Raw genomic sequence first — 24,740 nt, 5'->3', positions numbered from 1 at the left:
AATGATAATCCCAGTAAAAACAAAGGAATCTCTCTATGAAGTACATTTAGGAGAAAATATTTTGCAAGAGTTTTGTGAAAGAAATGCTGCCGTTTTTCAAAAGGCAGATCAAATAGTTGTTATTTCGGATGAAAACGTTTGGAATTTGCATAAAGGTTATTTTCAACATAATTTTCCGTTTGCATATAAAATTCATCTAGTACCAAATGGTGAAGCTTGTAAAACTTTTGAATCCTATTTTGATGTTCAAACATATTTACTTCAAGAAAATTGTTCAAGAAATAGCATTTTATTTGCTCTAGGCGGAGGCGCTGTTGGTGATTTAACGGGCTTTGTAGCGTCTACTTATATGCGAGGTATTCCCTTTTATCAAATTCCAACGACGATTTTAGCGCATGATAGTGCCGTAGGTGGAAAAACAGCGATTAATCATCCAAATGGGAAGAATATGATTGGCGCTTTTTATCAACCGAAGGAAGTATTATATGATTTTCATTTTCTACAAACTTTGCCTGAAAAAGAAGTTCGTTCGGGACTTGCCGAAGTAATTAAACATGCATTTATTAGCGATGTGAATTGGGTAAATGAACTTTTACATTTGTCTAGTATCAAAGATATACAAAAAGAAGAACTACTTGTATGGCTTGAAAAAGGAATACGAGTTAAAGCGCATATAGTAGAGTTAGATGAAAGGGAACATTCCTACCGCAAGTACTTAAATTTTGGGCATACATATGGCCATGCAATCGAAGCTTCTGTTGGTTATGGAAAAATTACACATGGAGAAGCTGTGATGATTGGAATAATTCCTGCACTAATGTTAAGTGAAAATTATGGTGATGTGGAAGTTGGCTATGCGCGTAAAGTATTTATGCTTGCGCAAAACCTTGGTTATCATTTTCAACATGTATTAAATTGCTCTTTTGAACAGTTAGCTAGTTTTATGTTGAAAGATAAAAAAAACGCACACGGAGAACTTCATTTCGCTTTACTAAACAACATTGGGGAACCTTTTGTTCAAGTTATTCCCATGGAAGATGTAAAAAAATGCGATGAACAATTAAGAATATGGATTGAGGAGGGGAAGTAATTGATAAGAGGAGTTAGAGGTGCAGTAACAGTAACAGAAGACACAAATGAAGAAGTACTTCGAGAAACCACTAGACTTGTAACGGAAATGGTTAAAGCAAATGATATAAATCCAGAAACAATTGCTTCCGTATTAATATCAACAACAACAGATATCTCCTCTGCTTTTCCCGCTAGAGCAATACGTAGCTTAGAAGGATGGACATTCGTACCAGTTATGTGTACGCATGAAATGAATGTACCTGGTGCATTAGAAAAATGTATTCGATTATTAATGCATGTAAATACAGAGAAACAACAAAAAGATATTCAACATATTTATTTAAACAATGCTGTCCAGCTAAGGCCAGATTTAGTTAAGAAATAGAATGAATGGAGGAGCATTTTGATGAAATTCAAAAAACAAATTAAAGGACTGGAAGCATACCAACCAGGTAAAACGATGGAAGAAGTAAAAAAAATATTTAATCTAGATAAAGTTACTAAGCTAGCTTCAAATGAGAATCCATACGGATCTTCTCCAAAAGTTAAAGCATTTTTAGAAAGTTCGAAAGTGAATTATGCTATTTACCCAGATGGATATGCTTCTAAGCTACGAACCGCTATGGCAAATCATTTAAATGTTTCAGAAAAGCAATTATTATTCGGAAATGGATCCGATGACAATATATTAATTGTTTCCAGAGCAATCCTTCAACCTGGATTAAACACAGTTATGGCTGCAATCACATTTGGCCAATATAAGCATAATGCAATTGTAGAAGGTGCAGAGGTTAGAGAAGTACCACTAACAAACGGAGAACATGATTTAGATAAAATGTATGAAGCAATAGATGAAAATACAGCAATCGTTTGGATTTGTAATCCGAATAATCCAACTGGAACATTAACTCCTTCAAACAAAATAAAAGAATTTCTTGAAAAAGTACCTAGTGATGTATTGGTAGTGCTTGATGAAGCGTATACAGAATATATTACAGATGAAAAATATGAAAGTTCAATTGGATTGTTGGAAAAACATCCAAATTTATTAATTATGCGTACTTTCTCAAAAGCTTATGGATTAGCAAGTTTCCGAGTTGGTTATGCGATTGGTTCAGAAGAAGTAATCAGTCAGTTGGAACCAACTCGTGAACCTTTCAATAATACTGTATTAAGTCAGGAAGTTGCGATTATCGGATTAGAGGATCAAAACTTTATTGAAGAATGCAGAGTAAAAAATTACGTTGGTAAAAAGCAATATGAAGCATTCTGTACAGAACGTAATCTTCATTATTATCCTTCTCACACAAACTTTATATTGATGGAAGTTAAAGCAGATAGTGATGCAGTTTTTCAAGGGTTAATGAAGCGAGGCTTTATTGTTCGTAGCGGGAATGCATTAGGTGTTCCAGGATATCTAAGAATTACAATTGGTACACAAGAAGAAAATACGGAATTATTACAAAAACTAGATGAAGTTTTACATGAGGAAGGCGTACTTTAATGAACCAAAAAATTTTCATCATTGGACTGGGTTTAATTGGAGGATCTTTAGCGCTTGGAATAAAGCGAAATAAAGATATTTTAATTATCGGTTATGATGCAAATAGTCATACACTAAACACGGCAAAAAAAATAGGTGTTATTGATGAAATGGCTATTCATATAAAAGAAGGATCAGAACTTGCGGATATTATCGTATTTGCTACTCCAGTTAATGAAACGATTCGATTAATGCATGAGTTGCCTAATTGGAACCTTAAAAAAGATGTAATTGTAACGGATACAGGTAGTACAAAGAAAGAAATAATGCAAGCAGCTCTCCTGTTAAAAGAAGCAGGTATTACTTTCATTGGTGGACATCCGATGGCTGGCTCACATAAAAGTGGTGTGGAGGCAGCACGTGCCCACCTATTTGAAAATGCATTTTATATGCTCACACCATTTGAAAACGAAAATCATGTAGAAGTAAAAAAACTATCTGATATACTGCAAGTAACGAAAGCAAAAATTGTTCAAGTAAATGCAAATGAACATGATCATATGACGGCAGTTGTTAGCCATTTTCCTCATTTAATTGCCGCATCACTAGTGCATCAACTTGCAGATGAAAATGAACAATTTCCTTTTACAAAGCAACTTGCTGCTGGTGGTTTTCGTGATCTAACAAGGATTGCTTCAGCAAATCCAATAATGTGGCGAGATATTACATTACAGAATCGTAAAGAGTTAAGTAATCAACTACAATTATGGACGGAAGAAATGATAAAACTTCAAAATCTGTTGACTCATGCAGAAGCTGAAGAAATAGAATCTTATTTTTCAAAAGCGAAACAAATTCGTGATGAGCTTCCAATCAGTTCTCAAGGAGCCATGTTCTCTGTGTTTGATTTATATGTAGATGTACCGGATTATCCTGGGGTCATTTCTGAAATTACGGGTTATTTAGCAAAAGACAACATAAGTATTACAAATTTAAGAATTGTTGAAACTCGAGAAGATATTTTTGGTATTTTAGTTATTAGTTTTCAAACGATGGATGATCGTGCTAGAGCGAGTAAATGCATAGCAAATAATACAACTTTTGAAACATATATTTCTTAGGGAGGAGAATAATTATGAGAAAAATATTAGATTATGGACAACCCTCCTTACAAGGAACATTAAAAACACCCGGAGATAAATCTGTCTCACATCGTTCAATAATGTTCGGATCCATAGCTAAAGGAGAAACTACGATAGAAGGATTCCTTCAAAGCGATGATTGTTTAGCAACAATCGACTGTTTTACTAAGCTAGGGGTAGAAGTTCTGATAGAAGGTGAAAACGTTCAGGTTAAAAGCAATGGAATAGATGCTTGGAAAGAGCCAAGTGATATTCTATACACTGGTAACTCAGGTACAACGACAAGGCTAATGCTTGGCATTTTAGCGGGTTCAAATCTTACGACTGTTTTAATTGGAGATGAGTCCATTCAAAAGCGTCCAATGAAACGAGTAACTGCCCCACTAAAAAAAATGGGCGCACACTTTATTGGACGAGAAGATGCGCAATTTACCCCTATTGCAGTGGAAGGTAAAAAGCTTCAAGCGATTCACTATAAAATGCCTGTTGCAAGTGCTCAAGTAAAATCTGCGATATTACTCGCTGCTCTAAATGCTGAAGGAGAAACTATTTTAACGGAAATGGAAACCTCCCGCGATCATACGGAAAAAATGCTTCGCCATTTTGGAGCAGATTTAACTATCGCCGATAAAACAATTTATCTGACAGGCGGACAAAAGTTAACTGGTACACATGTTGTTGTACCAGGGGATATCTCGTCGGCTGCTTTCTTTTTAGCAGCCGGTTCAATCGTACCTAATAGCAAATTGGTTCTCCAAAACGTTGGATTAAACCCTACTAGAACAGGAATTGTGGACGTTTTGAAGGAAATGGGTGCAAATATATCGATTCGAGAATTAGATAATGTTAGCCACGAAGAAATAGGAGATATAACGGTCGAAACATCTGAACTCAAGGGAACAGAGATCGGCGGGGATTTGATTCCTAGATTAATTGATGAAATTCCAATTATCGCCTTACTTGCGACGCAAGCTACTGGTAAAACAATTATTAAAGATGCGGAAGAACTGAAAGTAAAAGAAACAAATCGAATAGATGCTGTTGTCAATGAGTTGAAAAAATTAGGAGCTAATATAACAGCTACTGCAGATGGTATGATTATTGAAGGTCCTACAGCTCTGCACGGAGGAGATCTAGATACTTATGGAGATCATCGTATTGGTATGATGGCTGCAATTGCATCTCTCATTACTTCTTCAGCAATGACAATTGACAACGAAAATTGTATCGCTGTTTCTTATCCAAACTTTTTCGAACACCTATTATCTGTGATAAAATAGTGAACTCTCCTTATTTGGAGAGTTTTTTTCTTGTATGACGTTTATCTGTCCTGTACGATGAGAAGATAATAGAAGGATAGGTGATTAGTTTGGATAAATTAGAGCCGTTTTTAGAAGCGATAGAGCATGGAAATGTAGAAAAGCTAAATGTTATGATTGATTCTTTTTTAATAGAACCAGATGCTGATACACAATATAAGTTAGCAGATCTTTTGGCCCAATATGGATTTGTAGAGGAAGCGTTAAAAGTTTTAGTTCATCTTCAATTTTTATATCCAGAAGAGAATCAGCTAAAGATAGATCAAGCACAACTTCTCTTAGAATTGGACCAAGAAGATGAAGCATTAAACCTTTTAACTAGTATAGAGAAAACAAGTGAGGCATATCCACAAGCCCTACTTACCCTTGCGGATTATTATCAAATGATTGGATTATATGAAGTAGCTGAGCAAAAATTAAATGAAGCTATTACCATTATGCCAAATGAGCCATTATTACTATATGCAAAAGGAGAAATGCTCTTTGAAACAGGTCGGTATTTAGAGGCTGCTAGAATATTGGAAAATCTTCTTCCAGTTCAAGACTCCATTCAAGCAGTTGATTTACCTTTAAAGCTAGCCCAAATCTACAGTGCTGGAGCAGCTTATGAAGAAGCTATCCCATATTATACAGAAGCATTGAAAAAGGAAGTAACTCCAGATGTATTATTTCAGGCTGCATATGCTTCATTTCAAGTTCAGCATTATGAAACAGCAGTAAACCATCTTGAAAGCCTAGTAGAAATAGATCCAGACTATTTTTCAGGTTATATGTTGTTAGCTGAATCATATGCAATGCTAGACAAAAATACAGAAGCATTTAAAGCAATAACGGATGGAATTGCCCGTGATGAATTCGAAAAAGAATATTATTTATTTGCAGGTAAAATTTCGTTGAAAATGGGAAGAGTGAAAGAAGCAGAAACATTTTTAAGAGAAGCAATCGCATTAGATCCAGAATATATGGATGCTATTTTCATTCTATCTTCTTTATTTTCTAAGGAAGAGAAAGATGAAGAGCTAATCGAATTATATGAAACGCTGAAAAATGAACATTTTGAATGGTCATCCATGTATCCATTTATAGCAGAGGCGTATAATCGATTAGAAATTTACGAAAAAGCATACGAATTTTATAAGTTAGCATATACTGAACTTAAGGACGATGCACAGTTTTTGGAGAAATACGTTTATTTCCTACTTGAAGAAGGAAAAAGAGAAGAAGCTTCAGAAGTAATAGCACTATTGCAGAAATTAGAACCTGAAAATAGTACTTGGTTTGAAATAACCTAATTTAGCAATACGTTACTGAGTTAAGGTGAGCCTCCGGAGTATGCCACAGATATTGCATAGAGCATGCACGATGCAATATCTGGACGCAAATAAGCCAAGGAGGATTTGAGTGGACAAAAAAAGGAAGGAGAGGTTACGTGACTGCTTCTGTTTCAGTTGGCGAAAAGAAAGAATTTGTCCGTTGGTTTTTGAAAAAATATCAAATGAAAAGAAGAGAGTGCGTCTGGATATTAAATTATTTAATTAGTCATGAAACATTACTAAATAATGTGCATTTCGTGGAGGAAGCGCATTATTGTCCGAGAGCAATGGTTATGTCCGTTACAACGTCGTCGGGAATCCCTTTTCGATTTTATAAAGGAAGTATTATGACAGCTGATGCTGAAAAATCGTTTCATGATTTAAGACTGCATCCGGAGGAAGAGATGTACATCCAGCTAAACTTTCAAACAGTACCACCAAGTCCCGAATATTTAGCTGTACTAGAAGAAAATCCTTATATGCCGAAATATTTGCATATTAGTGAAAAAGATAAGCTAATTGTAGAGGATGTATTGTCGGAGAGTCTACATTTTTTTCAAGTAGAGCAGTTACAAAAAAAGATAGATGAAGCAATTGATCAAAATAATAAAGAAAAATTTCTTGAACTTTCTGCTTTGTGGAAAGAACTAGTAGCTAAAGATATTTAGGAGAGATAATTATGCATTGGAACGGAAAAGATAGTGTAGTATTTCAAGCACAAAAAGAGTATATAGATACAGCTGTAATTCCATTAACATTAATCGATGGTTCTCAAAATGGATTTCAATTTGCGGCCTCGGCTGCAGATTTTACTTTATCATTAGGAAATTTAATTGAAAATCAGTTTAAAGGAAGGATTGTTTTATTTCCTTCCTTCTCTTACACAAAAAATCAGGACAAGTACTTATTGTTAGAAAACTGGATGGAAGAATTGAAAAAAGCACAATTTAAACATATATTTTACATTACTTCTGATCGAGATTGGACTACAATGGAAGAAGATATAAATATTTTCTGGATTCCTTCTATACCTCTAGAATCTATGGATCAAAAAATGAAGAATTCAGTCTTAGAAGATCAACTTCGTCAACTTATTCCTACTTTTGCAAAAAAATGGGCGAATTAGTGACAACATCTTTCATTAATTGTTCACAAAGTTCATAATTCGTCTCTCGGAAATATTGACCTTCCTTTTTTATTGATATATCATGTATATGTCCTAGTATTATTAATTCAAGCAAGTATGTCCATTGGACTGACCTTTAAGTTAGAGGGGGGAAAAGGATGAGTAACAATAAGGTTTCAAGACGTCAGTTTCTAAGTTATACATTAACAGGTGTTGGCGGATTTATGGCAGCTGGAATGCTAATGCCAATGGCACGTTTTGCAATTGATCCAGTTTTGCAAAAAAAATCTGGTGGAGACTTTGTACAAACTGATAAAAAGGTTGCAGACATTACGAAAGTTCCTGTTCGCGTTGACTTCACTTTTGAACAAGTGGATGCATGGTACAAGTCTGATGTAACGAATACTGCATGGGTATACAAAGAAGGAGATCAAATTATCGCTCTTTCTCCAGTATGTAAGCATTTAGGTTGTACTGTGAACTGGGAAGGTGACCCAGCCCACAAAAATCAATTCTACTGTCCATGTCATGGTGGTCGCTATGAGAAAAACGGAAAGAATGTTCCAAAAACACCACCTCTAGGTCCGTTGGATCAATATGAAGTTCGTGAGAAAGACGGTTTCATAGCAATTGGAAAAGCTATACCTAACACATTAGTTTAAAGTAAGGGGGTACGACATCAGTGCTGAATAAAATCTATGATTGGGTGGATGAACGTTTAGATATTACACCAATATGGCGTGATATCGCAGACCACGAAGTACCAGAACACGTAAACCCTGCTCACCATTTCTCTGCATTTGTATATTGTTTTGGAGGATTAACGTTCTTTATTACTGTTATTCAAATTCTATCAGGTATGTTTTTAACGATGTATTATGTGCCGGATATTGTTAATGCATGGGAATCTGTATACTATCTTCAAAACGAAGTAGCATTTGGTGAAATCGTGCGAGGAATGCATCACTGGGGAGCATCTCTTGTAATAGTTATGATGTTCTTACATACATTACGTGTATTCTTTACTGGTTCTTATAAAAAACCTCGTGAACTAAACTGGATGGTCGGAGTTTTAATCTTCGCTGTTATGTTAGGTTTAGGATTTACGGGTTACTTACTACCTTGGGACATGAAAGCATTGTTCGCAACAAAGGTAGGTATTCAAATTGCAGCATCTGTTCCACTGATTGGTGGAGTTATCAAAACATTATTAGCCGGTGATGAACATATTATCGGAGCAGAAACATTAACAAGATTCTTTGCGATTCATGTGTTCTTCTTACCAGCTGCATTATTTGCTCTACTTGCAGCACACTTTATCATGATTCGTCGTCAAGGTATTTCTGGACCACTATAATGGGTAAGTGGGTCAGATAATTCTTAAAAGGAGGGGACATTATGCATCGCGGAAAAGGTATGAAATTTGTTGGGGACTCTCGTGTAACAGATCCAGCAAGCAGACCAAAGAAAATGCCGAAAGACTATTCTGAGTATCCTGGTAAAACAGAAGCTTTCTGGCCTGACTTTTTATTAAAAGAATGGTTAGTCGGTGCTGTTTTCTTGGTAGGTTATTTAGTGTTGACTGTTGCTCATCCATCGCCACTTGAGCGTCCGGCTGATCCAGCTGACACTGCATATATTCCAATGCCAGACTGGTATTTCTTATTTTTATACCAATTATTAAAATACGAATTTGCTTCAGGACCATATAATGTTATTGGAGCTATCATTATTCCAGGATTAGCATTTGGTGCACTTTTATTAGTTCCATTTTTAGATACAAGCAAAGAAAGAAGTCCTTGGAAACGTCCGTTACCAACTGGATTTATGCTTCTTGCTCTTGCTTCAATGATCTTTTTAACTTGGGAATCAGTAGTAAATCACGACTGGGTTGCTGCTAAAGCTCAAGGGGAAATTAAAGCACCAGTTGCGGAAGTAGAATTTGATAAAGAGTCAGAAGGATATCAAATTTATCTAGGCTCTTCTTGTATCGGATGTCATGGTAACGCTTTTGAAGGCGGTATTGGTAAACCTTTAATAGGTTTAAAATACACTGCAGATGAAATTGTGAACATTGCTCATGAAGGATTACCAGGTGGAATGCCAGGTGGTACTTTCAAAGGTACAGAAGAAGAACTTCATAAGCTTGCAGAGTTTATTACAACTCTACAACCTGCAGGAAAATAAAGAGCGTAAGCTAAACATAAAAAAGAGTCAGGAAACTGACTCTTTTTTTTTACCTATATATATTTAGGGGTGTTTTCATGAAAGATCTAATGATGTTTTTGAAAGTAATACTCTATAATAAATCATTTATGTGGCTACTGTTCATTGTTAACTTATTAGGCACGGTATATGGTTATTACTGGTATGGTTCACAGCTTGCCATTACCGAACCAATATTTTATCTATTTGTTCCAGACAGTCCAACTGCTAGTTTATTTTTTACGATCGCTTTATTGGGCTGGTTGTTTAAGAGAAATTGGAAGTTAGTCGAAGTACTTGCATTAATTACTCTAGTGAAATATGGATTGTGGGCAGTTGTAATGAATATTTGGACTTATATAGAAACAGGCTCAATTGGTTGGATGGGCTGGATGTTGGTCATTTCTCATTTCGCCATGGCACTTCAAGCTATTTTATATATTCCCTTTTATAGATTCAAATGGATTCATATTGTGATTGCATCTATTTGGACTGTACATAATGATATAATCGATTATGTATTCGATCAAATGCCTATTTATAGTAACTTAAGTTCATATGCAAATCAAATTGGTTATTTTACATTTTGGTTGTCTATAGTATGTATATTAATCGCTATTGTTAATTATCAAAAAAGGTCAAAGCTAATAAGTTGATGGATGCTATTTTTCGAATTACAATAATAGTATAGAGTGAGAGGGGGAAATTTAGTTGGTTTCTTATATAGTGTATTTTGCAATAATTTTATTATTGCCTTTATATGCACAAATGAAAGTGAAAAGTACGTATAATAAATATTCTAAGGTTCGCTCTACATCTGGTATGAGCGGTGCACAAGTTGCGAGAACCATTTTAGATGCAAATGGATTACATGATGTAAAAGTGATCGAGAGTAGAGGATTTTTAAGTGATCATTACAATCCAATGACAAAGGTCGTTGCGTTATCTACCCATAATTATCACGAGGCATCTGTTGCTGGTTCAGCAATTGCAGCTCATGAGGTTGGACATGCAATCCAACATAAAGAAGCTTATTCGTTTTTAACATTAAGACATAAATTAGTACCTTTAGCGAATATTTCTTCCAATGCATCTTGGGTTTTTGTGATGATTGGTATTTTTGCGAGCCTAAGTAATATGCTACTTTTAGGTATTGTTTTACTTGGAGTTGGTGTTGTATTTCAATTCGTAACACTTCCAGTAGAATTCAATGCTTCTAGTCGAGCGTTGGACCAAATGGTATCCTTAGGTATTATTAGAAATGAAGAAGAGCGTCATGCGAAGAAAGTATTAAGCGCTGCTGCTTTAACATATGTAGCTGCTACAGCAGTTGCAGTTCTTGAGTTATTACGTTTAGTATTAATCTTCACAGGTATGAATAGAAATGATTAATTAAGAAGTAAATCTTAAAGGATTGTTCTTTGTCAGAATAGACTAAGGACAATCCTTTTTATATGAGTTTTGTGCTAACCTTTGGAAAAGCAAGTTTTATATTTGAATTAAATTCACTCTTTTTTTATTGATACATTTTATCTTTCAATATGTATGAAATACGAAAGTAGAAATCCTCTGAAGATTTTAATAGAGTAGGAAAGCATTTTTCTCTAATTTGCTAAAAACTCATCGCCACAAGATTATCCAATTCCTGCTGTAATAGCACTTAAAGGACGCTTGCGCTTTTCTAAAGAGATAAGAACGTAGAAGCATCATCTTCCTGCAGAAACCAATATTCATAGTACTTCAAAGAATTAAATAATACCGAGGATTTCGTTTCAGGTGGACGCGTTCCGCGGGGTGAGCGATGAGCCATCAACGCCGCTAAAGCGTTCGTTTGTGATGGCTAATATGTCTCCGAGGAACGAAGGCTAAGAGCGCCACATCGTGTGGCAACGCCTTCGTGACCAACATCCTGTTGGCCTCCTTCTGGAGTCGTCACCTTTCACTTCAATCCATTAAGTGAGTATTACCTAAGTAAGTATACTTGAATCAGTTGGTGAATGATTAGAGTAGGTGGTACTCGAGAAAAATAGATAGTATACATTGATAAAGAAGCGCTGAGAGGACGAAATTGTATCTTCGTCCGCTTTAAAAGTATAAGAAAGGATCTATTCTCCCAATATTAAAACCTAATGCACCTTGTCTATTCTATTTAAAGAGGGCGACGGGGAAACATCCACCACATGATTACCGAAAAAAGAGGATCTGGAAGCAAGCAGCCACTTCCAGATCCTCCATAAAAGACTTCGTTAATAGTGTAGCCAAATTTTTGCGACGAGTAACCGCAGGAGCAAGTGTTTCGTCCAAAGCATTCTAGAAATATGAAGACAAGATGAACTTAAAGGCCCCTTGCGTTTTTCTTGTTCGCTACTCTATTGGTCTTTTCTCATCATCAAGTGTAAAGCCTTCACCCATTACATCATGCATTTCACTCAAAGAAACAAATGCATGTGGATCAATAGACGTGATAATCGATTTCAAACGGATGATTTCATTTTTTCCAATGACACAAAAGAGAACATCTTTTTCGTTTTTTGTATAATGACCATATCCTTTTAATACAGTGACTCCGCGTTCCATTTCTAAAGAAATCCGCGTTGCAATTTCGTCCTGTAATTCGGAGATGATAAACGCACCTCGAGCAGCATAAGCACCTTCTTGTACTAAGTCGATTACTCTAGCCCCCACAAAAACTGCAACTAAAGTATACATCATCGAACGTTCGTCTAAAAAAGTAAGCCATGATAATAATATAACGAAAGCATCGAACATAAACATCGTTTTCCCCATACTCCAGCCGACATACTTATGAACAAGACGGGCAATTATATCTACCCCTCCAGTAGTGCCACCAAATCTAAAAATAATACCTAAACCTACTCCAACAAAAACACCGGCAAATAAGGAAACAAGGAGCATATCATCCTTCAGACCAATATCAATTTCGTACATGTGGAATATTTTCAGAAATATGGATACAGAAACTGTACCAATAACTGTATACGCAAACACCTTTTTTCCTAATAGTCTCCATCCTAAAATAAACATAGGTATATTCAATAAAAGGTTCATAATTGCTACATCCCATTTAAATACGAAATACAATATTAAAGTAATACCTGCAAATCCACCTTCTCCAAGTTCGTTTTGCATATTAAAGTGTATAAAACCAAAACTATAGATAGCAGCCCCAATAATAATAAAAATTATATTTTTGAGTTTTAAACCTATTCCCACAAATTCACCTCTAATATAAATATAATATAGATAATATTATCAATCATTTGTTTGCTTTTGACAACCAGTGTATATTTTTAATAGGATGAGATTAGGAGTGTGAAAATAATGGCTGAAAATAAAACATTATACGAATTACAAAATGAAGTAGATATATATATAAATCAGTTTAAGGAAGGTTATTTTCCTCCAATGGAACTGTTAGCAAGATTAACAGAAGAGTTAGGTGAGCTTTCTAGAGAAGTCCAACATAAATATGGCACTAAGAAAAAAAAGAAAACGGAAGTAGAAAAGGAAATTGCGGATGAAATTGGAGATTTCTTTTTTGTACTAATTTGTATGGCAAATGCTGAAGGTATTAACTTACAAGAGTCTTTACAAAATGTCTTAAAAAAATACAATACAAGAGATAAAGATCGTTGGACTAAAAAGGAGGAATAGTTATGGTTATTAAAGTAGCGATAGCAGGACCAAGAGGAAGAATGGGTAAAGAAGCAGTAGCAACACTGATTAAAAATAATGAGTTTTTATTGGTGAGTGTATTGGATCATAGACATGAAGAGGAATTTTTGGAACATGATATTCCTGTTTTCACTTCATTGGAAGAACTAATCTATCATACCAAACCAGATGTATTAGTCGATTTGACAGTGCCATCGTGTGTATTTGAGCATACAATTACTGCTTTAGAAAATGGAGTAAGACCAGTTATTGGTACAACTGGCTTCACTGATTTACAATTAGAGGAGGTTAGGAGGAAAGTAGAAGAAAAAGAAATTGGCTGTATTATTGCCCCTAATTTTTCAATTGGAGCGGTTCTGATGATGAAATTTGCACAAATGGCTGCTAAATATTTACCTGATATTGAAATTATAGAGATGCATCACGACCAAAAAGTGGATGCTCCCTCGGGTACAGCTTTAAAAACAGCCCAAATGATCAATGATGTAAGAGAATCTTTTGAACAAGGACATACAGACGAAAAAGAACTAATTGAAGGTGCTCGAGGGGCAAATATTTCTGGAATGCATATTCATAGTGTACGTTTACCAGGTTTAGTCGCACATCAGCAAGTGCTTCTAGGAGGAGAAGGACAGCTATTGACCATTCGTCATGATTCTTTTGACCGGACTTCGTTTATGTCGGGAATCGTATTATCAATCAATGAAATAATGAAACATAATACACTTATATACGGCTTAGAGAAACTTATTTTATAGGAGGAAAATAATGAGAATCGCTTTAGTGGCACATGATAAAAAAAAGGATGATTTAATCCAATTTGTAACTGCTTATAAACCTTTTTTAGAAATTCATGAATTATTTGCAACGGGAACGACTGGTATGCGAATAATTAATGAAGTAGGTTTATCTGTTTTTAGATATAAATCAGGTCCACTTGGAGGGGATCAACAGATTGGATCTGCCATTGCTAATAATGAAATGGATATGGTTATTTTCTTTCGTGATCCTCTTACTTCTCAGCCACATGAACCAGACGTATCAGCATTAATAAGACTTTGTGATGTCTATCAAATACCTCTAGCAACTAATATGGGAACAGCTGAAGTATTATTAAAAGGATTAGAGGAAGGTTTTTTGGATTGGCGGTTATTAGAAGAAAGACGTTCACGATAAGGAAGTGATTAGATGAGGAAACTAAAAATCGGCATTACTTGTTATCCTACAGTAGGTGGCTCTGGAGTTATTGCTACGGAACTTGGAAAAATGCTCGCCGAAAAAGGACATGACATACATTTCATAACTTCAAGTATGCCTTTTCGATTAAATAAAATGTATACAAATATTACATATCATCAAGTTGAAGTAAATAGCTATTCTGTCTTCCAGTACGCACCCTATGATATTGCATTAGCAAACAAAATGGCAGAAGTAATAGAAGATGAAGGACTAGACGTTCTACATGTGCATTATGCAATTCCTCATGCTGTATGCGCAATACTTGCAAAAGATATGTCAAATTCCGATATAGGAATTGTTACTACTCTACACGGAACAGATATTACCGTCCTAGGAGACGATTCGTCTTTATCGGGAGCAATTCGGTATGGTATTGAAAAATCTGATATTGTAACTGCTGTTTCTGATTCATTAGTAAGTCAAACGATGGAGTTAATCGCTCCTCGAAAAAAAATAGAAACCATTTATAATTTCGTTGACGAACAAGAATATTCACAAAAAGATGTGGGAAATCTAAAAGAATTATTAGGAATTAGATCAGATGAAAAAGTTATTATACATGTTTCAAACTTTAGAAAAGTAAAACATGTTCCTGATGTAGTGAAAAGTTTTGAACTTATTCGAGAAGAAATTCCAGCAAAGTTATTGTTAGTGGGGGATGGACCTGAAAAACATCCGGTAATGGAATATGTTAAAGGGAAACCGATTGAGGAAGATATATTATTTTTAGGCAAACAAGACAACTTATCTGAACTATATTCAATTTCTGATTTGATGCTACTTCTCTCTAAAAAAGAGTCATTCGGATTAGTATTGCTAGAAGCTATGGCATGTGAGGTGCCTTGTATAGGGACAAATGTTGGTGGTATTCCTGAAGTTATCACTCATGGCGAAAATGGATTTTTAGTTGAGTTGGGAGATATTTCAAAAGTGGCAGAGTACGGTGTGAAAATTTTAAAAGATCCTATCTTACATAAAAACTTAAGCGAAGCATCATTGAGAATTGTTCACGAGAGATTTAGTTCTTCTAAAATTGTCGGACAATATGAAGAAATGTATGAAAGAGTGGCGAGAAAAAAATGATGAGAAGTCGGTGGCCTGTCGCATATCAAGTAATTGAGAAACTTGAGAATGCAGGATTTGAAGCATATGTTGTAGGTGGAGCAGTCCGCGATTTTGTCAGATCAGTTCATGCAAATGATTTGGACGTTACAACAAATGCAACACCGAATGAAGTAAAACAGTTATTTGAACATACGATTGATGTTGGGATAGAACATGGAACGATACTTGTTGTATTAAAAGAAACGATTGAAGTGACTACTTTTCGGTCTGAAGATACTTATTCTGATTTTAGAAGACCGGATAATGTTACCTTCGTCCGTTCATTACAAGAAGATCTTCAAAGAAGAGACTTTACAATGAATGCAATGGCCTTAAAAAAAACGGATGAACTGATTGATTATTTTGGTGGAAAAGAAGACATTGAGAAGAAACTAATTCGAGCTGTTGGTGATCCAAACATGCGTTTTACGGAAGATGCATTACGTATGCTTAGAGCTATTCGATTTTCGGCACAATTAGATTTTTCATTGCATCCTCTAACACTAAAAGCCATTCAAGAGAAACATCATCTTATCAAACATGTTTCAATGGAAAGAGTTAAAGTTGAACTAGAAAAAATTTGGAAAAGTAACCACGTAGAAAAAGGAATGAAATTATTAGTCACAAGTAAATTAACTTTAAGTTTCCAAGGTGATTGGGAGTCTTCTCTAGAAAAGTGGAATGGATTTTTTATGTTTCAAAATGTAGCGAATGGTTGGGCTTTTTTTGCACTTATGCAGCAGTCAACAGATATAAATACTCTATTAAGTTATTATAAATGCTCTAATGCAGAAAAAAGTTATGTGAAGCAAGTTTTGCTTGCTGTAGAGAAACTAAAAATAGGGCCATGGACTACATATGATTTATTCCAATTTAAAGAAGAGGTATTAAGAGTAGCTGCTCATTATGCGGACACCATTCTAGATATTCAGTTACCTTATTCAATTGAACAGATGTATCAAATGAAAGATGCAATTCCAATTTCATCTGCAAGGGACATTGTCATAAATGGAAATGAACTTATGGAATGGAAAAAAGAGAAGAGAGGACCCTGGATAAAAGAGGCCCTGGAGAAGTTAACGAGAGAAATTGTAAATGGACAAGTACTTAATGAGCGTGAACATATAAAACAATGGTTTTTTCGTGAGTATGACATTTGAAAGTAAATAACTTGGATTTAAAGTACTTAGGACTGGTGAGTGGAAAGTTGTTACTACTTCAAAGCTAAAAAAGTAGAGGAGGAACTAATAAATTCCACACTCTACTTTAGCTTTTAAGAAAATCTTTGATAAACCGACATTCCTGAGGAGTATCTTTAGCAGAAGCCTCGCTAGAGTTCGAGGATGCTGAAGAAACGTACACGGAGAGTGAGCCGTCTCTATGATTTTCTTACTTATTGGACAGTACCTAAATCCTCTATGGAATTAGTTAGCAGCCATATCCGCCATATCCGCCATATCCGCCGCCTAAAAAGCTTGCGCCAATAATTATCAACAGTATAAACAGAACAACAACTAAAGCGAATCCATTTCCTGTACCATATCCACCAACTGCATTACCCATACTAAACACCTCCATTATTCAAGATAGTTCATTCTATGTTAATACTGGGATTTTGTCTGATTCATTTGCAGGTTTGTAAAAAATCTATAAACACTGAAGGCTCGTTATTAGCACTAAAAACTCTATACGAAAAATTTCTAATTATGTTTTCTCCTTGGATTTTAGCTCTCTTGCATTCGCTTTCTACGCGGACGAGGTTACCCTTCGAATGAGGTGTCTTATTTAGAGGCAGGTATCAGATTGCAAATTTCTCTTCAGTTATATTCAATAATAAAAATTAAAGGGCTGTCCGAAAAGTCATATTAAATTGACTAGTGGACAGCCTTTAAAGTGTTTTCAGTTGTTAAGATCCCATTTTAAAATTATAGAATAGGAACTAATTCTGAGTTCAAAACACGTTGAGCAACAATGATGACACCTGAAGCTGTTCTTCCGTAAACTGTATATAATCCACCAGTTTGATTTGGAACAATTTCCGTTTCATATTGAAACGCTCCTCCAACTAAATTAAGTGTTACAAAAGTAGAAGCATTTGCACCTACACTAAAATTAGCTGATGAAACTAATCTTCTTGTCCCATTTAATCTGTATAGATTAACTACTCCAGAAAGTCTCCCTCCAGTAAGGTTGAGTATTTTAACTCGAACATTAGTTGCATTGGCAGGTAAATTTCCAACATTTTCAATTGGTCCTGTTGTTAAAGGCATAAAGCACACCTCCTCTCATTATTAGATTCATAATCTGCAGATTATATAAACATTGTATTCAGTAAATCTATTAATGTTCTAAACGGTTTAATCATTTTATAAAATATAATCTCCTAATAAATTATTTTCTTTCTGACATTTCACTTTAGATTAACTATAATTAGGACACTGAAAAAGTGTAGATTTTTCCCGGTTTTTCGCAGGCTTACTCAGGAAGAGGCGCTTTAGCCTCCTTCCTATCAAACTCTTCCTGCGGTGTCTTGCTATTCCCGCGCCGCATTAAATCATTTTATGGATGAGTAACTTGAAAAAATTAAATTGAATGTTTTTAGTGCCATCATCTGAAGTGAATCTCTTTTTTTTTCAAGCTCTTCGCAAAGAAATATTTAATTATTGTTAAATAGTCTTCAAATGTTCAAATTAGAACAATTTATGAGTTTAGATTCTACTTTTAAGATTATCTTAGACCGTTTGTGATAATATTGTTATTAATTACTAATCAAACATGATAAAGTGCTTGTTTTCATGATAGTAAACTTAAAAAAGGAATGGTTTTTTCAATGACAATTAAAGAAAAGATTCTTTCCCAATTGCTAGTGGCAAAAGGGGAACCAATATCAGGTCAAAAACTAGCGGATGAATTATCTATTTCCCGCACAATGATTTGGAAACATCTGAAAGCCTTAGAAGAGGAAGGCTATGTAATTGAGGCCGTGAAGAAAAAAGGATATATTTTAATTTCTATTCCAGATATAGTTTCTAAAGAAAGAATAACTCCCTACTTACAAACGATGCAGTTAGGAAGTAACATTTTATATTATCCAGTATGCGATTCCACTCAAAATATTGCTGCAGAGAAGGCGAGAGACGGGGCATCACATGGTACTGTAATTATTACGGAACAGCAAACTGCTGGAAGAGGAAGATTAGAAAGAGCATGGGACTCATCTGCAAATAAAGGGATATGGATGAGTGTTATCATTCGTCCAGAAATTAGTCCACATATGGCACCCCAATTTACACTTGTTTCAGCAGTAGCAGTTACAAAAGCGATAGAAGAAGTTACAGGCAGTGTTCCAGAGATTAAATGGCCGAATGACTTATTGATGAACGGGAAAAAAGTAACTGGCATATTAACTGAACTTCAAGCAGACATGGACCGTGTTCAATCCATCATTATTGGAATTGGGGTTAATGTAAATCATGAACTAGAATCATTTGAGCAATCGATTCAGTCAATTGCTACTTCATTAAAAATAGAAACAGGAATTGAGATAAATCGGGCTGCTTTAGTGGCTAAAATTCTTTTTTACATAGAGAAGTACTCAACAATATATATCGAAAAAGGTTTTGAGCCTATAAAGTTACTTTGGGAAAGCTATAGTTGTACAATAGGAAAGCGAATCAGAGCAACTCTTTTAAGAGAAACACTAGAAGGAATAGCTATCGGTATAACAAATGATGGTGTACTTGAACTTCGGTTGGATAATGGGGAAATAAGAGGGATATATTCTGCAGATATTCACCTAACATGACTCCACTGAATTTTTAAAAAGTGAAAAAGTATGCCATTGGGTAGAACAAATAATAATTTGGACTAATATGTAGTATTCTGTTAATCTATATGCGAAGGGTAGTATCCTAATCGAACTGCACCTGAAATATTTGGAACTCAAATTTAATAGTCTGCCTTGATCATGATAGACAGGGACGGAGAAAACCTATTTCTTACATTTTCTGCCCTTTTGTCCACTTTAGGATTGAAGGGCTTTTATTGGTTTTCTTCTCAAAAAAGAGGAGGAGTAAAAATGAAATCAACTAGTAATTTTGTAGACATGAAGAAAAATGATGAAAAGATTTCAATGGTAACAGCCTATGATTTTCCATCTGCTAAATTTGCAGAAAATGCTGGTGTAGATATGATTTTAGTTGGAGACTCAGTTGGGATGGTTGTTCTTGGGTATGATTCCACAGTACTCGTGACATTAGATGATATGATCCATCATGGAAAAGCAGCAAGAAGGGGAGCTCCAAATACTTTTTTAGTAGTGGATATGCCTTTTGGTACTTATCATGGTTCATTAGATCAAACGCTTTTAAATGCAGTGAAAATTATGCAACAAACAAATGCTCAGGCAGTTAAAGTAGAGGGTGCAGATGAAGTAATTCCTGTTATTCAAAAGTTAACTTCTGCAGGAATACCTGTAGTTGCTCATCTTGGGTTGCTTCCACAATCAGCAGGAGTGCTAGGCGGTTATAAAGTACAAGGCAAAACTGCAGCAGCAGCAGAAAAATTAATAAATGATGCAAAAAAATGTGAACAAGCAGGGGCTTGTGCAGTTGTGCTAGAGTGTATTCCTCATCAACTAACGGAGAAGGTTTCAGGAGAATTGATTATTCCAACAATCGGAATAGGTGCAGGGGTTCAAGCTGATGGGCAAGTGCTAGTCTTCCATGACATGGTAAAATACGGTGCACATCATATACCAAAGTTTGTGAAGGAATATGCAAATGTAGGGGTTCACATCGAAGAAGGAATAACGCAGTATGTGCACGATGTTAAAAGCAAAAAGTTCCCAGCAGAACAACATCAATTTACAATGAAAGAAGATCAACTTTTACAATTGTACGGAGGCAATCATGAAAACAGTTCAAACAATTAATGAATTACAAAATATTTTATCTAGCAAAAAGGGAAAAACCATCGGATTAGTACCAACAATGGGTTATTTACACGATGGTCATTTAGCGCTTCTAAACAAAGCAAGAGAAGAAAATGATATTGTTGTGTCAAGTATATTCGTGAATCCAGCACAATTTGGACCAAATGAAGATTTAGATCGCTACCCTAGAGATATTGAGCATGATACCGAATTAGCTGCAAAAGCAGGGGTAGATTTTCTATTTGTTCCTTCTGTAACTGAAATGTATCCATTCGAAAGTGGAATTACAATTCAAGTTGGTAAGCTTTCCACTAAACTTTGTGGGGAGAGCAGACCTGGCCATTTTGATGGAGTTTTAAAAGTTATTACGAAATTATTTCATTTAGTACAGCCGACTAAAGCATATTTTGGTCAAAAAGACGCGCAACAACTTGCAATTATCGAAACTTTCGTGAAAGCCTATAACTTCCCTGTACAAATTGAAAGAATTTCCACTGTACGAGAAGCGGATGGATTAGCAAAAAGTTCTCGAAACGTGTTTTTAAGTATTAAAGAAAGAGCAGAAGCTATTCATCTTTTTAAAGGACTTACAATCGCAACTGAGATCTGGAAAGAAACAAAAGATATAAATAAGGCGCTCAATACAGGAAAAGAATATATTGAACAGAATACTTCTGGTAAAATCGATTATTTTGAAACATTATCGTATCCAAACTTACAATCAGAATTTACCCATGCAGAAAAAATCTTATTCGCAACCGCAGTATTTTTCGAAAATGCTCGTTTAATTGATAATATTATTGTAAATGTAAAGGAAGTGTAATAGATGTTACGTATGATGTTAAATAGTAAGATTCACCGTGCTGTAGTAACGGAAGCCGATTTAAATTATGTTGGAAGTATTACAATCGATCAAAATATTTTAGATGCTGTAGGGATGTTACCAAATGAAAAAGTTCATATTGTAAATAATAATAATGGTGCACGATTTGAAACGTATATCATTGCAGGAGAAAGAGGTAGCGGTGTTATTTGCGTAAATGGAGCAGCTGCTCGTTTAGTTCAACGTGGCGATATCGTCATTATTCTTTCTTATGCATATGTTATGAACGAAGAAGCAAAATCACATCAACCAACTGTTGCAATTATGAATGAAGATAATACAATTAAACAAATTATTCATTATGAACCAGAAGCAACTGTAATGTAGTACTCTATAACACACCATTAAACGGAGTCAGCTTATAAAGCTGCTCCGTTTTGTAATGAAAGTAATGTTTTTGGTAGTAAAATTTTAGTGAAAGGTAAATGGATGTGGTACAATTTTTTTAGATTATAGGAATTGTGAGTTGAGGAATGTTGGAAAATCATAAATATGCAGTTGTAGATATTGAAACAACAGGCCATTCATCTTCCAATGGTGACCGTATTATTCAACTTGCAATTGTATTTATTAATAATTACAAAGTCGTACATACTTTTTCTACTTTTATTAATCCAGAGAAGTCCATACCTTTTTTTATTCAGGACTTAACAAAGATCCATGATGCAGATGTCGTGACTGCACCATTGTTTGAAGAAGTTGGATCAGAAATACTAGACATGCTACAAGATCATATTTTTGTTGCACATAATATTCATTTTGACCTTACCTTTTTACAAAGTGAGTTAAAAAGAGTCGGACTGCCAAAGTTGATTTGTAAAAAGATGGATACAGTCGAATTTACAAAATTAATGTTTCCAAATTTATATAGCTATAAACTTCAAGATATTGCATCCGAGTTACAAATTAACTTGCAAATGGCACATAGGGCGGATGATGATGCTCTTGCTACCGCTCACTTACTACTAAAATGTATGGAACAGTTATCCCAATTACCACTTAGAACGATTGAATTATTACATAAAAGATCTTTTCATTTAAAATCTGATTTGTCTTTGCTTTTCTTTGAGGTTTTAACTAATAAAAGAACAAAGTACGAAGAAAAAGAATATCCATTGTATCGTAATATTCCATTGAAATTTGTGAAAGAGGAAATGGAGTCACTTACTATACAACAAAGCTTTCCTTTAGAAAGAGTCAACAAATTAAATATGTTCAAAAAAGGTATATCACAGTTTGAAGAGCGTATGGGACAGTTCGAATTAATGGATACGATCCATTTTGCTATGCAAGAAAAAAAGGAAACTGTTTGTGAAGCTGAAACAGGGATAGGAAAAACTTTAGGTTATTTGTTACCTGCAACTATTTATGCGATGGAAAAACAAAAGCCAGTTATAATAAGTACATATACTACCCATCTAATAGACCAGTTGGTACAAGAAGAAATACCTAAACTTAATGCAGTATTAGGCGTGGAAACTAAAGTTGCGAAGTTAAAAGGAATGCATCATTACATTGATTTGTACCGATTTTGGCAACATCTTCAATTAGAAGATGAATCATATGATGAAACTTTTACTATTATGCAAATATTAGTTTGGTTAACCCTTACTGATGAAGGGGATTTAACAGAGTTAAATGTATCCGGTGGCGGACAATTATTTGTAGATAAGATTAGGAGAGCGATACCATATAAATCAGATGAAACTGAAGTAGTTGATTTTTATGAGAGAGCTATTAAAAGAAGTGCAAATTGCGATATTTTAGTTACTAATCATGCAATGGTTCTGGCAGATCAAGACCGAGAAAGTCCTTTATTATCCAAAGGATGTGCAACAATTATTGATGAGGCTCATCAGTTTATTCATGCAAGTATGTCGAGAAAAGAACGGATTTTTTCATACACAAATTGGAAGTACATTCTTGGACAGTTTGGTACATTAGATACCGAACATTTACTTCATAAGCTTTCAATCATTCATATACCACGGCCTTTACGAGAGCGACTTGAGAAAGAGTATGTGGAAGTAGTAAATACTTTTGATGATACCGTTTCTTATATTATCAATTCAGTTAACCATACAAATAAAAGTTCAAGGAACACAAAAAGAACCATTTTACTTGATGAATTAAATTTAAATAAGTCACTATTTCGTCGAGTTGCAACTTCCATTCAAACATTTATCCTATCTTCTAAATCCATCATTCATTCCTATTCCATGCAAGTGGAGGAACTAGCGCCAATTATATTGAATGAATGGGATTATTGGATCAGAGAACTTGAGATAAAAGTAGCTGAGTGGGATGAAATCTTTTTACAAGAGGAAGCAATTGAGGCGAAGTGGTTAGAAATTGATACGCGAAGTATACCAGGGAGTCTTACGATTATTAAGAGACCGCTTAACTATCAGAATGATATTAAGAAAGCACTTAATCCGTTAAGGGCTACAGGGGCGGTTATTTGGACATCAGGAACACTTTCTGTGCCCTCGAATCCCCATTTCATAACTTCTCAACTTGGATTAAATGAAAAAATAACAATACATTCATTTAAGACTTCCGCTGATTTTTATATTGGTGCAGAATTATTAATTGTTGAGGATATGCCAGATATTAAACACGTTTCTCAAAGTGATTATATTGAATCGGTAGCAGAGGCTATCGTTCAAACTGTACTCGTTACAGAAGGAAAATGCTTTGTATTATTTACTTCTCAAGATATGTTGCGAAAAACAGTGGACTTGATACAAGACACAAAATTATTAGATGATTATATGTTGTTTGCACAAGGTATGTCTTCAGGAAGTAGGATGCGTTTATTAAAGTCATTCCAACGCTTCTCGAAATCTGTATTATTTGGGACAAATAGTTTTTGGGAAGGAGTGGATGTTCCAGGGGATGCGCTCTCCGTTGTTATTATGGTAAGACTTCCATTCTCTTCACCAGATGATCCTCTTTTTAAAAAGAGAGCAGAGTTACTAACGCTAAACGGTCAAAATCCTTTTTCCGCATATTCTTTACCGGAAGCAGTTCTTCGATTTAGACAGGGATTTGGACGTTTAATCCGTTCATCATCCGATAAGGGTGTTTTTATAGTACTAGATCGTAGAATTGAAACAAAATCTTATGGTAGTGATTTTATACAAGCCATTCCGAATATTCCTGTAAAGAAAGTCTCTTTAGAAAATATGGTCTTGGAGCTTGAAAATTGGTATAATAAATGAGT

At 34.9% G+C, this 24,740-nt stretch carries 26 protein-coding genes; 23 read left to right on the top strand and 3 right to left on the bottom strand.

The window, feature by feature from the left end; translation table 11 throughout:
• Window position 1: 1 nt before the first annotated feature.
• From aroB to ACTSKG_RS04870, 13 genes are all read left to right on the top strand, one after another.
• Window positions 2–1,090, top strand: coding sequence for a 3-dehydroquinate synthase (gene aroB, locus ACTSKG_RS04930; RefSeq protein ID WP_464757031.1), 1,089 nt, complete (start codon window positions 2–4; stop codon window positions 1,088–1,090).
• Window positions 1,091–1,456 (top strand): chorismate mutase, encoded by a 366-nt coding sequence (gene aroH, locus ACTSKG_RS04925; protein ID WP_464757030.1) that lies wholly within the window; start codon window positions 1,091–1,093, stop codon window positions 1,454–1,456. It begins immediately after the preceding gene.
• A 21-nt stretch (window positions 1,457–1,477) separates the two neighbouring features.
• Entirely contained in the window at window positions 1,478–2,575 is a 1,098-nt protein-coding gene (gene hisC / locus ACTSKG_RS04920) for a histidinol-phosphate transaminase (protein ID WP_464757029.1), read from the top strand.
• Entirely contained in the window at window positions 2,575–3,675 is a 1,101-nt protein-coding gene (locus ACTSKG_RS04915) for a prephenate dehydrogenase (RefSeq protein WP_464757028.1), read from the top strand. Before hisC ends, ACTSKG_RS04915 begins: the two co-directional genes overlap by 1 nt.
• Window positions 3,676–3,689: 14 nt before the next feature.
• On the top strand, window positions 3,690–4,976 hold the full coding sequence (aroA, locus tag ACTSKG_RS04910; protein WP_464757027.1) for a 3-phosphoshikimate 1-carboxyvinyltransferase: 1,287 nt from the start codon (window positions 3,690–3,692) through the stop codon (window positions 4,974–4,976).
• Between the two features lie 89 nt (window positions 4,977–5,065).
• Window positions 5,066–6,307 carry a tetratricopeptide repeat protein gene (locus ACTSKG_RS04905; RefSeq protein ID WP_464757026.1) on the top strand — a complete coding sequence of 414 codons (1,242 nt, stop codon included), beginning with the start codon at window positions 5,066–5,068 and terminating at the stop codon, window positions 6,305–6,307.
• Between the two features lie 137 nt (window positions 6,308–6,444).
• On the top strand, window positions 6,445–6,996 hold the full coding sequence (locus ACTSKG_RS04900) for a ReoY family proteolytic degradation factor (protein WP_387580146.1): 552 nt from the start codon (window positions 6,445–6,447) through the stop codon (window positions 6,994–6,996).
• Window positions 6,997–7,007: 11 nt separating this feature from the next.
• On the top strand, window positions 7,008–7,454 hold the full coding sequence (locus tag ACTSKG_RS04895) for a YpiF family protein (RefSeq protein ID WP_464757025.1): 447 nt from the start codon (window positions 7,008–7,010) through the stop codon (window positions 7,452–7,454).
• A gap of 158 nt (window positions 7,455–7,612) precedes the next feature.
• On the top strand, window positions 7,613–8,116 hold the full coding sequence (locus ACTSKG_RS04890; protein ID WP_464757024.1) for a Rieske 2Fe-2S domain-containing protein: 504 nt from the start codon (window positions 7,613–7,615) through the stop codon (window positions 8,114–8,116).
• A gap of 20 nt (window positions 8,117–8,136) precedes the next feature.
• Window positions 8,137–8,811 (top strand): menaquinol-cytochrome c reductase cytochrome b subunit, encoded by a 675-nt coding sequence (gene qcrB, locus ACTSKG_RS04885; RefSeq protein ID WP_464757023.1) that lies wholly within the window; start codon window positions 8,137–8,139, stop codon window positions 8,809–8,811.
• A 41-nt stretch (window positions 8,812–8,852) separates the two neighbouring features.
• The gene (locus ACTSKG_RS04880; protein WP_464757022.1) at window positions 8,853–9,641 is read left to right on the top strand and encodes a c-type cytochrome; all 789 of its coding nucleotides are present in this window, start codon (window positions 8,853–8,855) and stop codon (window positions 9,639–9,641) included.
• A 77-nt stretch (window positions 9,642–9,718) separates the two neighbouring features.
• Window positions 9,719–10,315, top strand: coding sequence for a lipoprotein heptaprenylglyceryl N-acetyltransferase LhaT (gene lhaT, locus ACTSKG_RS04875; RefSeq protein ID WP_464757021.1), 597 nt, complete (start codon window positions 9,719–9,721; stop codon window positions 10,313–10,315).
• Window positions 10,316–10,370: 55 nt separating this feature from the next.
• Window positions 10,371–11,051, top strand: a complete 681-nt coding sequence (locus tag ACTSKG_RS04870) for a zinc metallopeptidase (RefSeq protein ID WP_464757020.1) — start codon at window positions 10,371–10,373, stop codon at window positions 11,049–11,051.
• Between the two features lie 972 nt (window positions 11,052–12,023).
• Here ACTSKG_RS04870 and ACTSKG_RS04865 read toward each other — a convergent pair.
• A complete protein-coding gene (locus tag ACTSKG_RS04865) occupies window positions 12,024–12,893 on the bottom strand; it encodes a YitT family protein (protein ID WP_464757019.1) in 870 nt (289 codons plus the stop codon).
• A 108-nt stretch (window positions 12,894–13,001) separates the two neighbouring features.
• On the opposite strand from ACTSKG_RS04865, the gene ACTSKG_RS04860 reads away from it, so the two are divergent.
• Genes ACTSKG_RS04860 through ACTSKG_RS04840 form a run of 5 tightly spaced genes read left to right on the top strand, consistent with a single transcriptional unit; the run spans window position 13,002 to window position 16,858 of the window.
• Window positions 13,002–13,334 (top strand): nucleotide pyrophosphohydrolase, encoded by a 333-nt coding sequence (locus ACTSKG_RS04860; RefSeq protein WP_464757018.1) that lies wholly within the window; start codon window positions 13,002–13,004, stop codon window positions 13,332–13,334.
• A gap of 2 nt (window positions 13,335–13,336) precedes the next feature.
• Window positions 13,337–14,113, top strand: coding sequence for a 4-hydroxy-tetrahydrodipicolinate reductase (gene dapB, locus ACTSKG_RS04855; protein WP_464757017.1), 777 nt, complete (start codon window positions 13,337–13,339; stop codon window positions 14,111–14,113).
• 10 nt (window positions 14,114–14,123) lie between these two features.
• Complete coding sequence (gene mgsA / locus ACTSKG_RS04850) at window positions 14,124–14,531, top strand: methylglyoxal synthase (RefSeq protein ID WP_464757016.1); 408 nt, start codon at window positions 14,124–14,126, stop codon at window positions 14,529–14,531.
• Window positions 14,532–14,543: 12 nt separating this feature from the next.
• Window positions 14,544–15,677, top strand: coding sequence for an N-acetyl-alpha-D-glucosaminyl L-malate synthase BshA (gene bshA / locus ACTSKG_RS04845; protein ID WP_464757015.1), 1,134 nt, complete (start codon window positions 14,544–14,546; stop codon window positions 15,675–15,677).
• A complete protein-coding gene (locus ACTSKG_RS04840) occupies window positions 15,674–16,858 on the top strand; it encodes a CCA tRNA nucleotidyltransferase (protein WP_464757014.1) in 1,185 nt (394 codons plus the stop codon). The genes bshA and ACTSKG_RS04840 overlap by 4 nt, the downstream gene beginning before the upstream one ends.
• 268 nt (window positions 16,859–17,126) lie before the next feature.
• Here ACTSKG_RS04840 and ACTSKG_RS04835 read toward each other — a convergent pair whose 3' ends face one another.
• Both ACTSKG_RS04835 and ACTSKG_RS04830 read right to left on the bottom strand, forming a co-directional pair.
• Window positions 17,127–17,276 carry a YjcZ family sporulation protein gene (locus ACTSKG_RS04835; protein ID WP_464757013.1) on the bottom strand — a complete coding sequence of 50 codons (150 nt, stop codon included), beginning with the start codon at window positions 17,274–17,276 and terminating at the stop codon, window positions 17,127–17,129.
• A gap of 347 nt (window positions 17,277–17,623) precedes the next feature.
• Window positions 17,624–17,968: an ATPase gene (locus ACTSKG_RS04830; RefSeq protein WP_464757012.1), complete on the bottom strand. Its 345-nt coding sequence runs from the start codon at window positions 17,966–17,968 to the stop codon at window positions 17,624–17,626.
• Between the two features lie 560 nt (window positions 17,969–18,528).
• Here ACTSKG_RS04830 and ACTSKG_RS04825 point away from each other — a divergent pair.
• The 5 genes from ACTSKG_RS04825 (at window position 18,529) to dinG (ending at window position 24,738) form a co-directional block, all read left to right on the top strand.
• Window positions 18,529–19,503, top strand: coding sequence for a biotin--[acetyl-CoA-carboxylase] ligase (locus ACTSKG_RS04825; protein WP_464757011.1), 975 nt, complete (start codon window positions 18,529–18,531; stop codon window positions 19,501–19,503).
• A 273-nt stretch (window positions 19,504–19,776) separates the two neighbouring features.
• On the top strand, window positions 19,777–20,631 hold the full coding sequence (gene panB / locus ACTSKG_RS04820) for a 3-methyl-2-oxobutanoate hydroxymethyltransferase (RefSeq protein ID WP_464757010.1): 855 nt from the start codon (window positions 19,777–19,779) through the stop codon (window positions 20,629–20,631).
• The gene (gene panC, locus ACTSKG_RS04815; protein WP_464757009.1) at window positions 20,609–21,454 is read left to right on the top strand and encodes a pantoate--beta-alanine ligase; all 846 of its coding nucleotides are present in this window, start codon (window positions 20,609–20,611) and stop codon (window positions 21,452–21,454) included. Before panB ends, panC begins: the two co-directional genes overlap by 23 nt.
• Before the next feature lie 3 nt (window positions 21,455–21,457).
• On the top strand, window positions 21,458–21,841 hold the full coding sequence (gene panD, locus ACTSKG_RS04810) for an aspartate 1-decarboxylase (RefSeq protein ID WP_387580190.1): 384 nt from the start codon (window positions 21,458–21,460) through the stop codon (window positions 21,839–21,841).
• A gap of 146 nt (window positions 21,842–21,987) precedes the next feature.
• Entirely contained in the window at window positions 21,988–24,738 is a 2,751-nt protein-coding gene (gene dinG, locus ACTSKG_RS04805) for an ATP-dependent DNA helicase DinG (RefSeq protein ID WP_464757008.1), read from the top strand.
• Window positions 24,739–24,740: the final 2 nt, after the last annotated feature.

It is taken from the genome of Psychrobacillus syltrankelensis (genome assembly GCF_055454035.1).
This window is presented reverse-complemented; position numbering and strand designations above follow the sequence as displayed.

Coding starts and splice junctions, on each gene's coding strand:
- aroB (WP_464757031.1), top strand. CDS start 2: ATGATAATCCCAGTAAAAACAAAGGAATCTCTCTATGAAGTACATTTA.
- hisC (WP_464757029.1), top strand. CDS start 1,478: ATGAAATTCAAAAAACAAATTAAAGGACTGGAAGCATACCAACCAGGT.
- ACTSKG_RS04915 (WP_464757028.1), top strand. CDS start 2,575: ATGAACCAAAAAATTTTCATCATTGGACTGGGTTTAATTGGAGGATCT.
- aroA (WP_464757027.1), top strand. CDS start 3,690: ATGAGAAAAATATTAGATTATGGACAACCCTCCTTACAAGGAACATTA.
- ACTSKG_RS04895 (WP_464757025.1), top strand. CDS start 7,008: ATGCATTGGAACGGAAAAGATAGTGTAGTATTTCAAGCACAAAAAGAG.
- ACTSKG_RS04890 (WP_464757024.1), top strand. CDS start 7,613: ATGAGTAACAATAAGGTTTCAAGACGTCAGTTTCTAAGTTATACATTA.
- ACTSKG_RS04880 (WP_464757022.1), top strand. CDS start 8,853: ATGCATCGCGGAAAAGGTATGAAATTTGTTGGGGACTCTCGTGTAACA.
- lhaT (WP_464757021.1), top strand. CDS start 9,719: ATGAAAGATCTAATGATGTTTTTGAAAGTAATACTCTATAATAAATCA.
- ACTSKG_RS04860 (WP_464757018.1), top strand. CDS start 13,002: ATGGCTGAAAATAAAACATTATACGAATTACAAAATGAAGTAGATATA.
- dapB (WP_464757017.1), top strand. CDS start 13,337: ATGGTTATTAAAGTAGCGATAGCAGGACCAAGAGGAAGAATGGGTAAA.
- mgsA (WP_464757016.1), top strand. CDS start 14,124: ATGAGAATCGCTTTAGTGGCACATGATAAAAAAAAGGATGATTTAATC.
- bshA (WP_464757015.1), top strand. CDS start 14,544: ATGAGGAAACTAAAAATCGGCATTACTTGTTATCCTACAGTAGGTGGC.
- ACTSKG_RS04840 (WP_464757014.1), top strand. CDS start 15,674: ATGATGAGAAGTCGGTGGCCTGTCGCATATCAAGTAATTGAGAAACTT.
- ACTSKG_RS04835 (WP_464757013.1), bottom strand. CDS start 17,276: ATGGAGGTGTTTAGTATGGGTAATGCAGTTGGTGGATATGGTACAGGA.
- ACTSKG_RS04830 (WP_464757012.1), bottom strand. CDS start 17,968: ATGCCTTTAACAACAGGACCAATTGAAAATGTTGGAAATTTACCTGCC.
- ACTSKG_RS04825 (WP_464757011.1), top strand. CDS start 18,529: ATGACAATTAAAGAAAAGATTCTTTCCCAATTGCTAGTGGCAAAAGGG.
- panB (WP_464757010.1), top strand. CDS start 19,777: ATGAAATCAACTAGTAATTTTGTAGACATGAAGAAAAATGATGAAAAG.
- panC (WP_464757009.1), top strand. CDS start 20,609: ATGAAAACAGTTCAAACAATTAATGAATTACAAAATATTTTATCTAGC.
- panD (WP_387580190.1), top strand. CDS start 21,458: ATGTTACGTATGATGTTAAATAGTAAGATTCACCGTGCTGTAGTAACG.
- dinG (WP_464757008.1), top strand. CDS start 21,988: ATGTTGGAAAATCATAAATATGCAGTTGTAGATATTGAAACAACAGGC.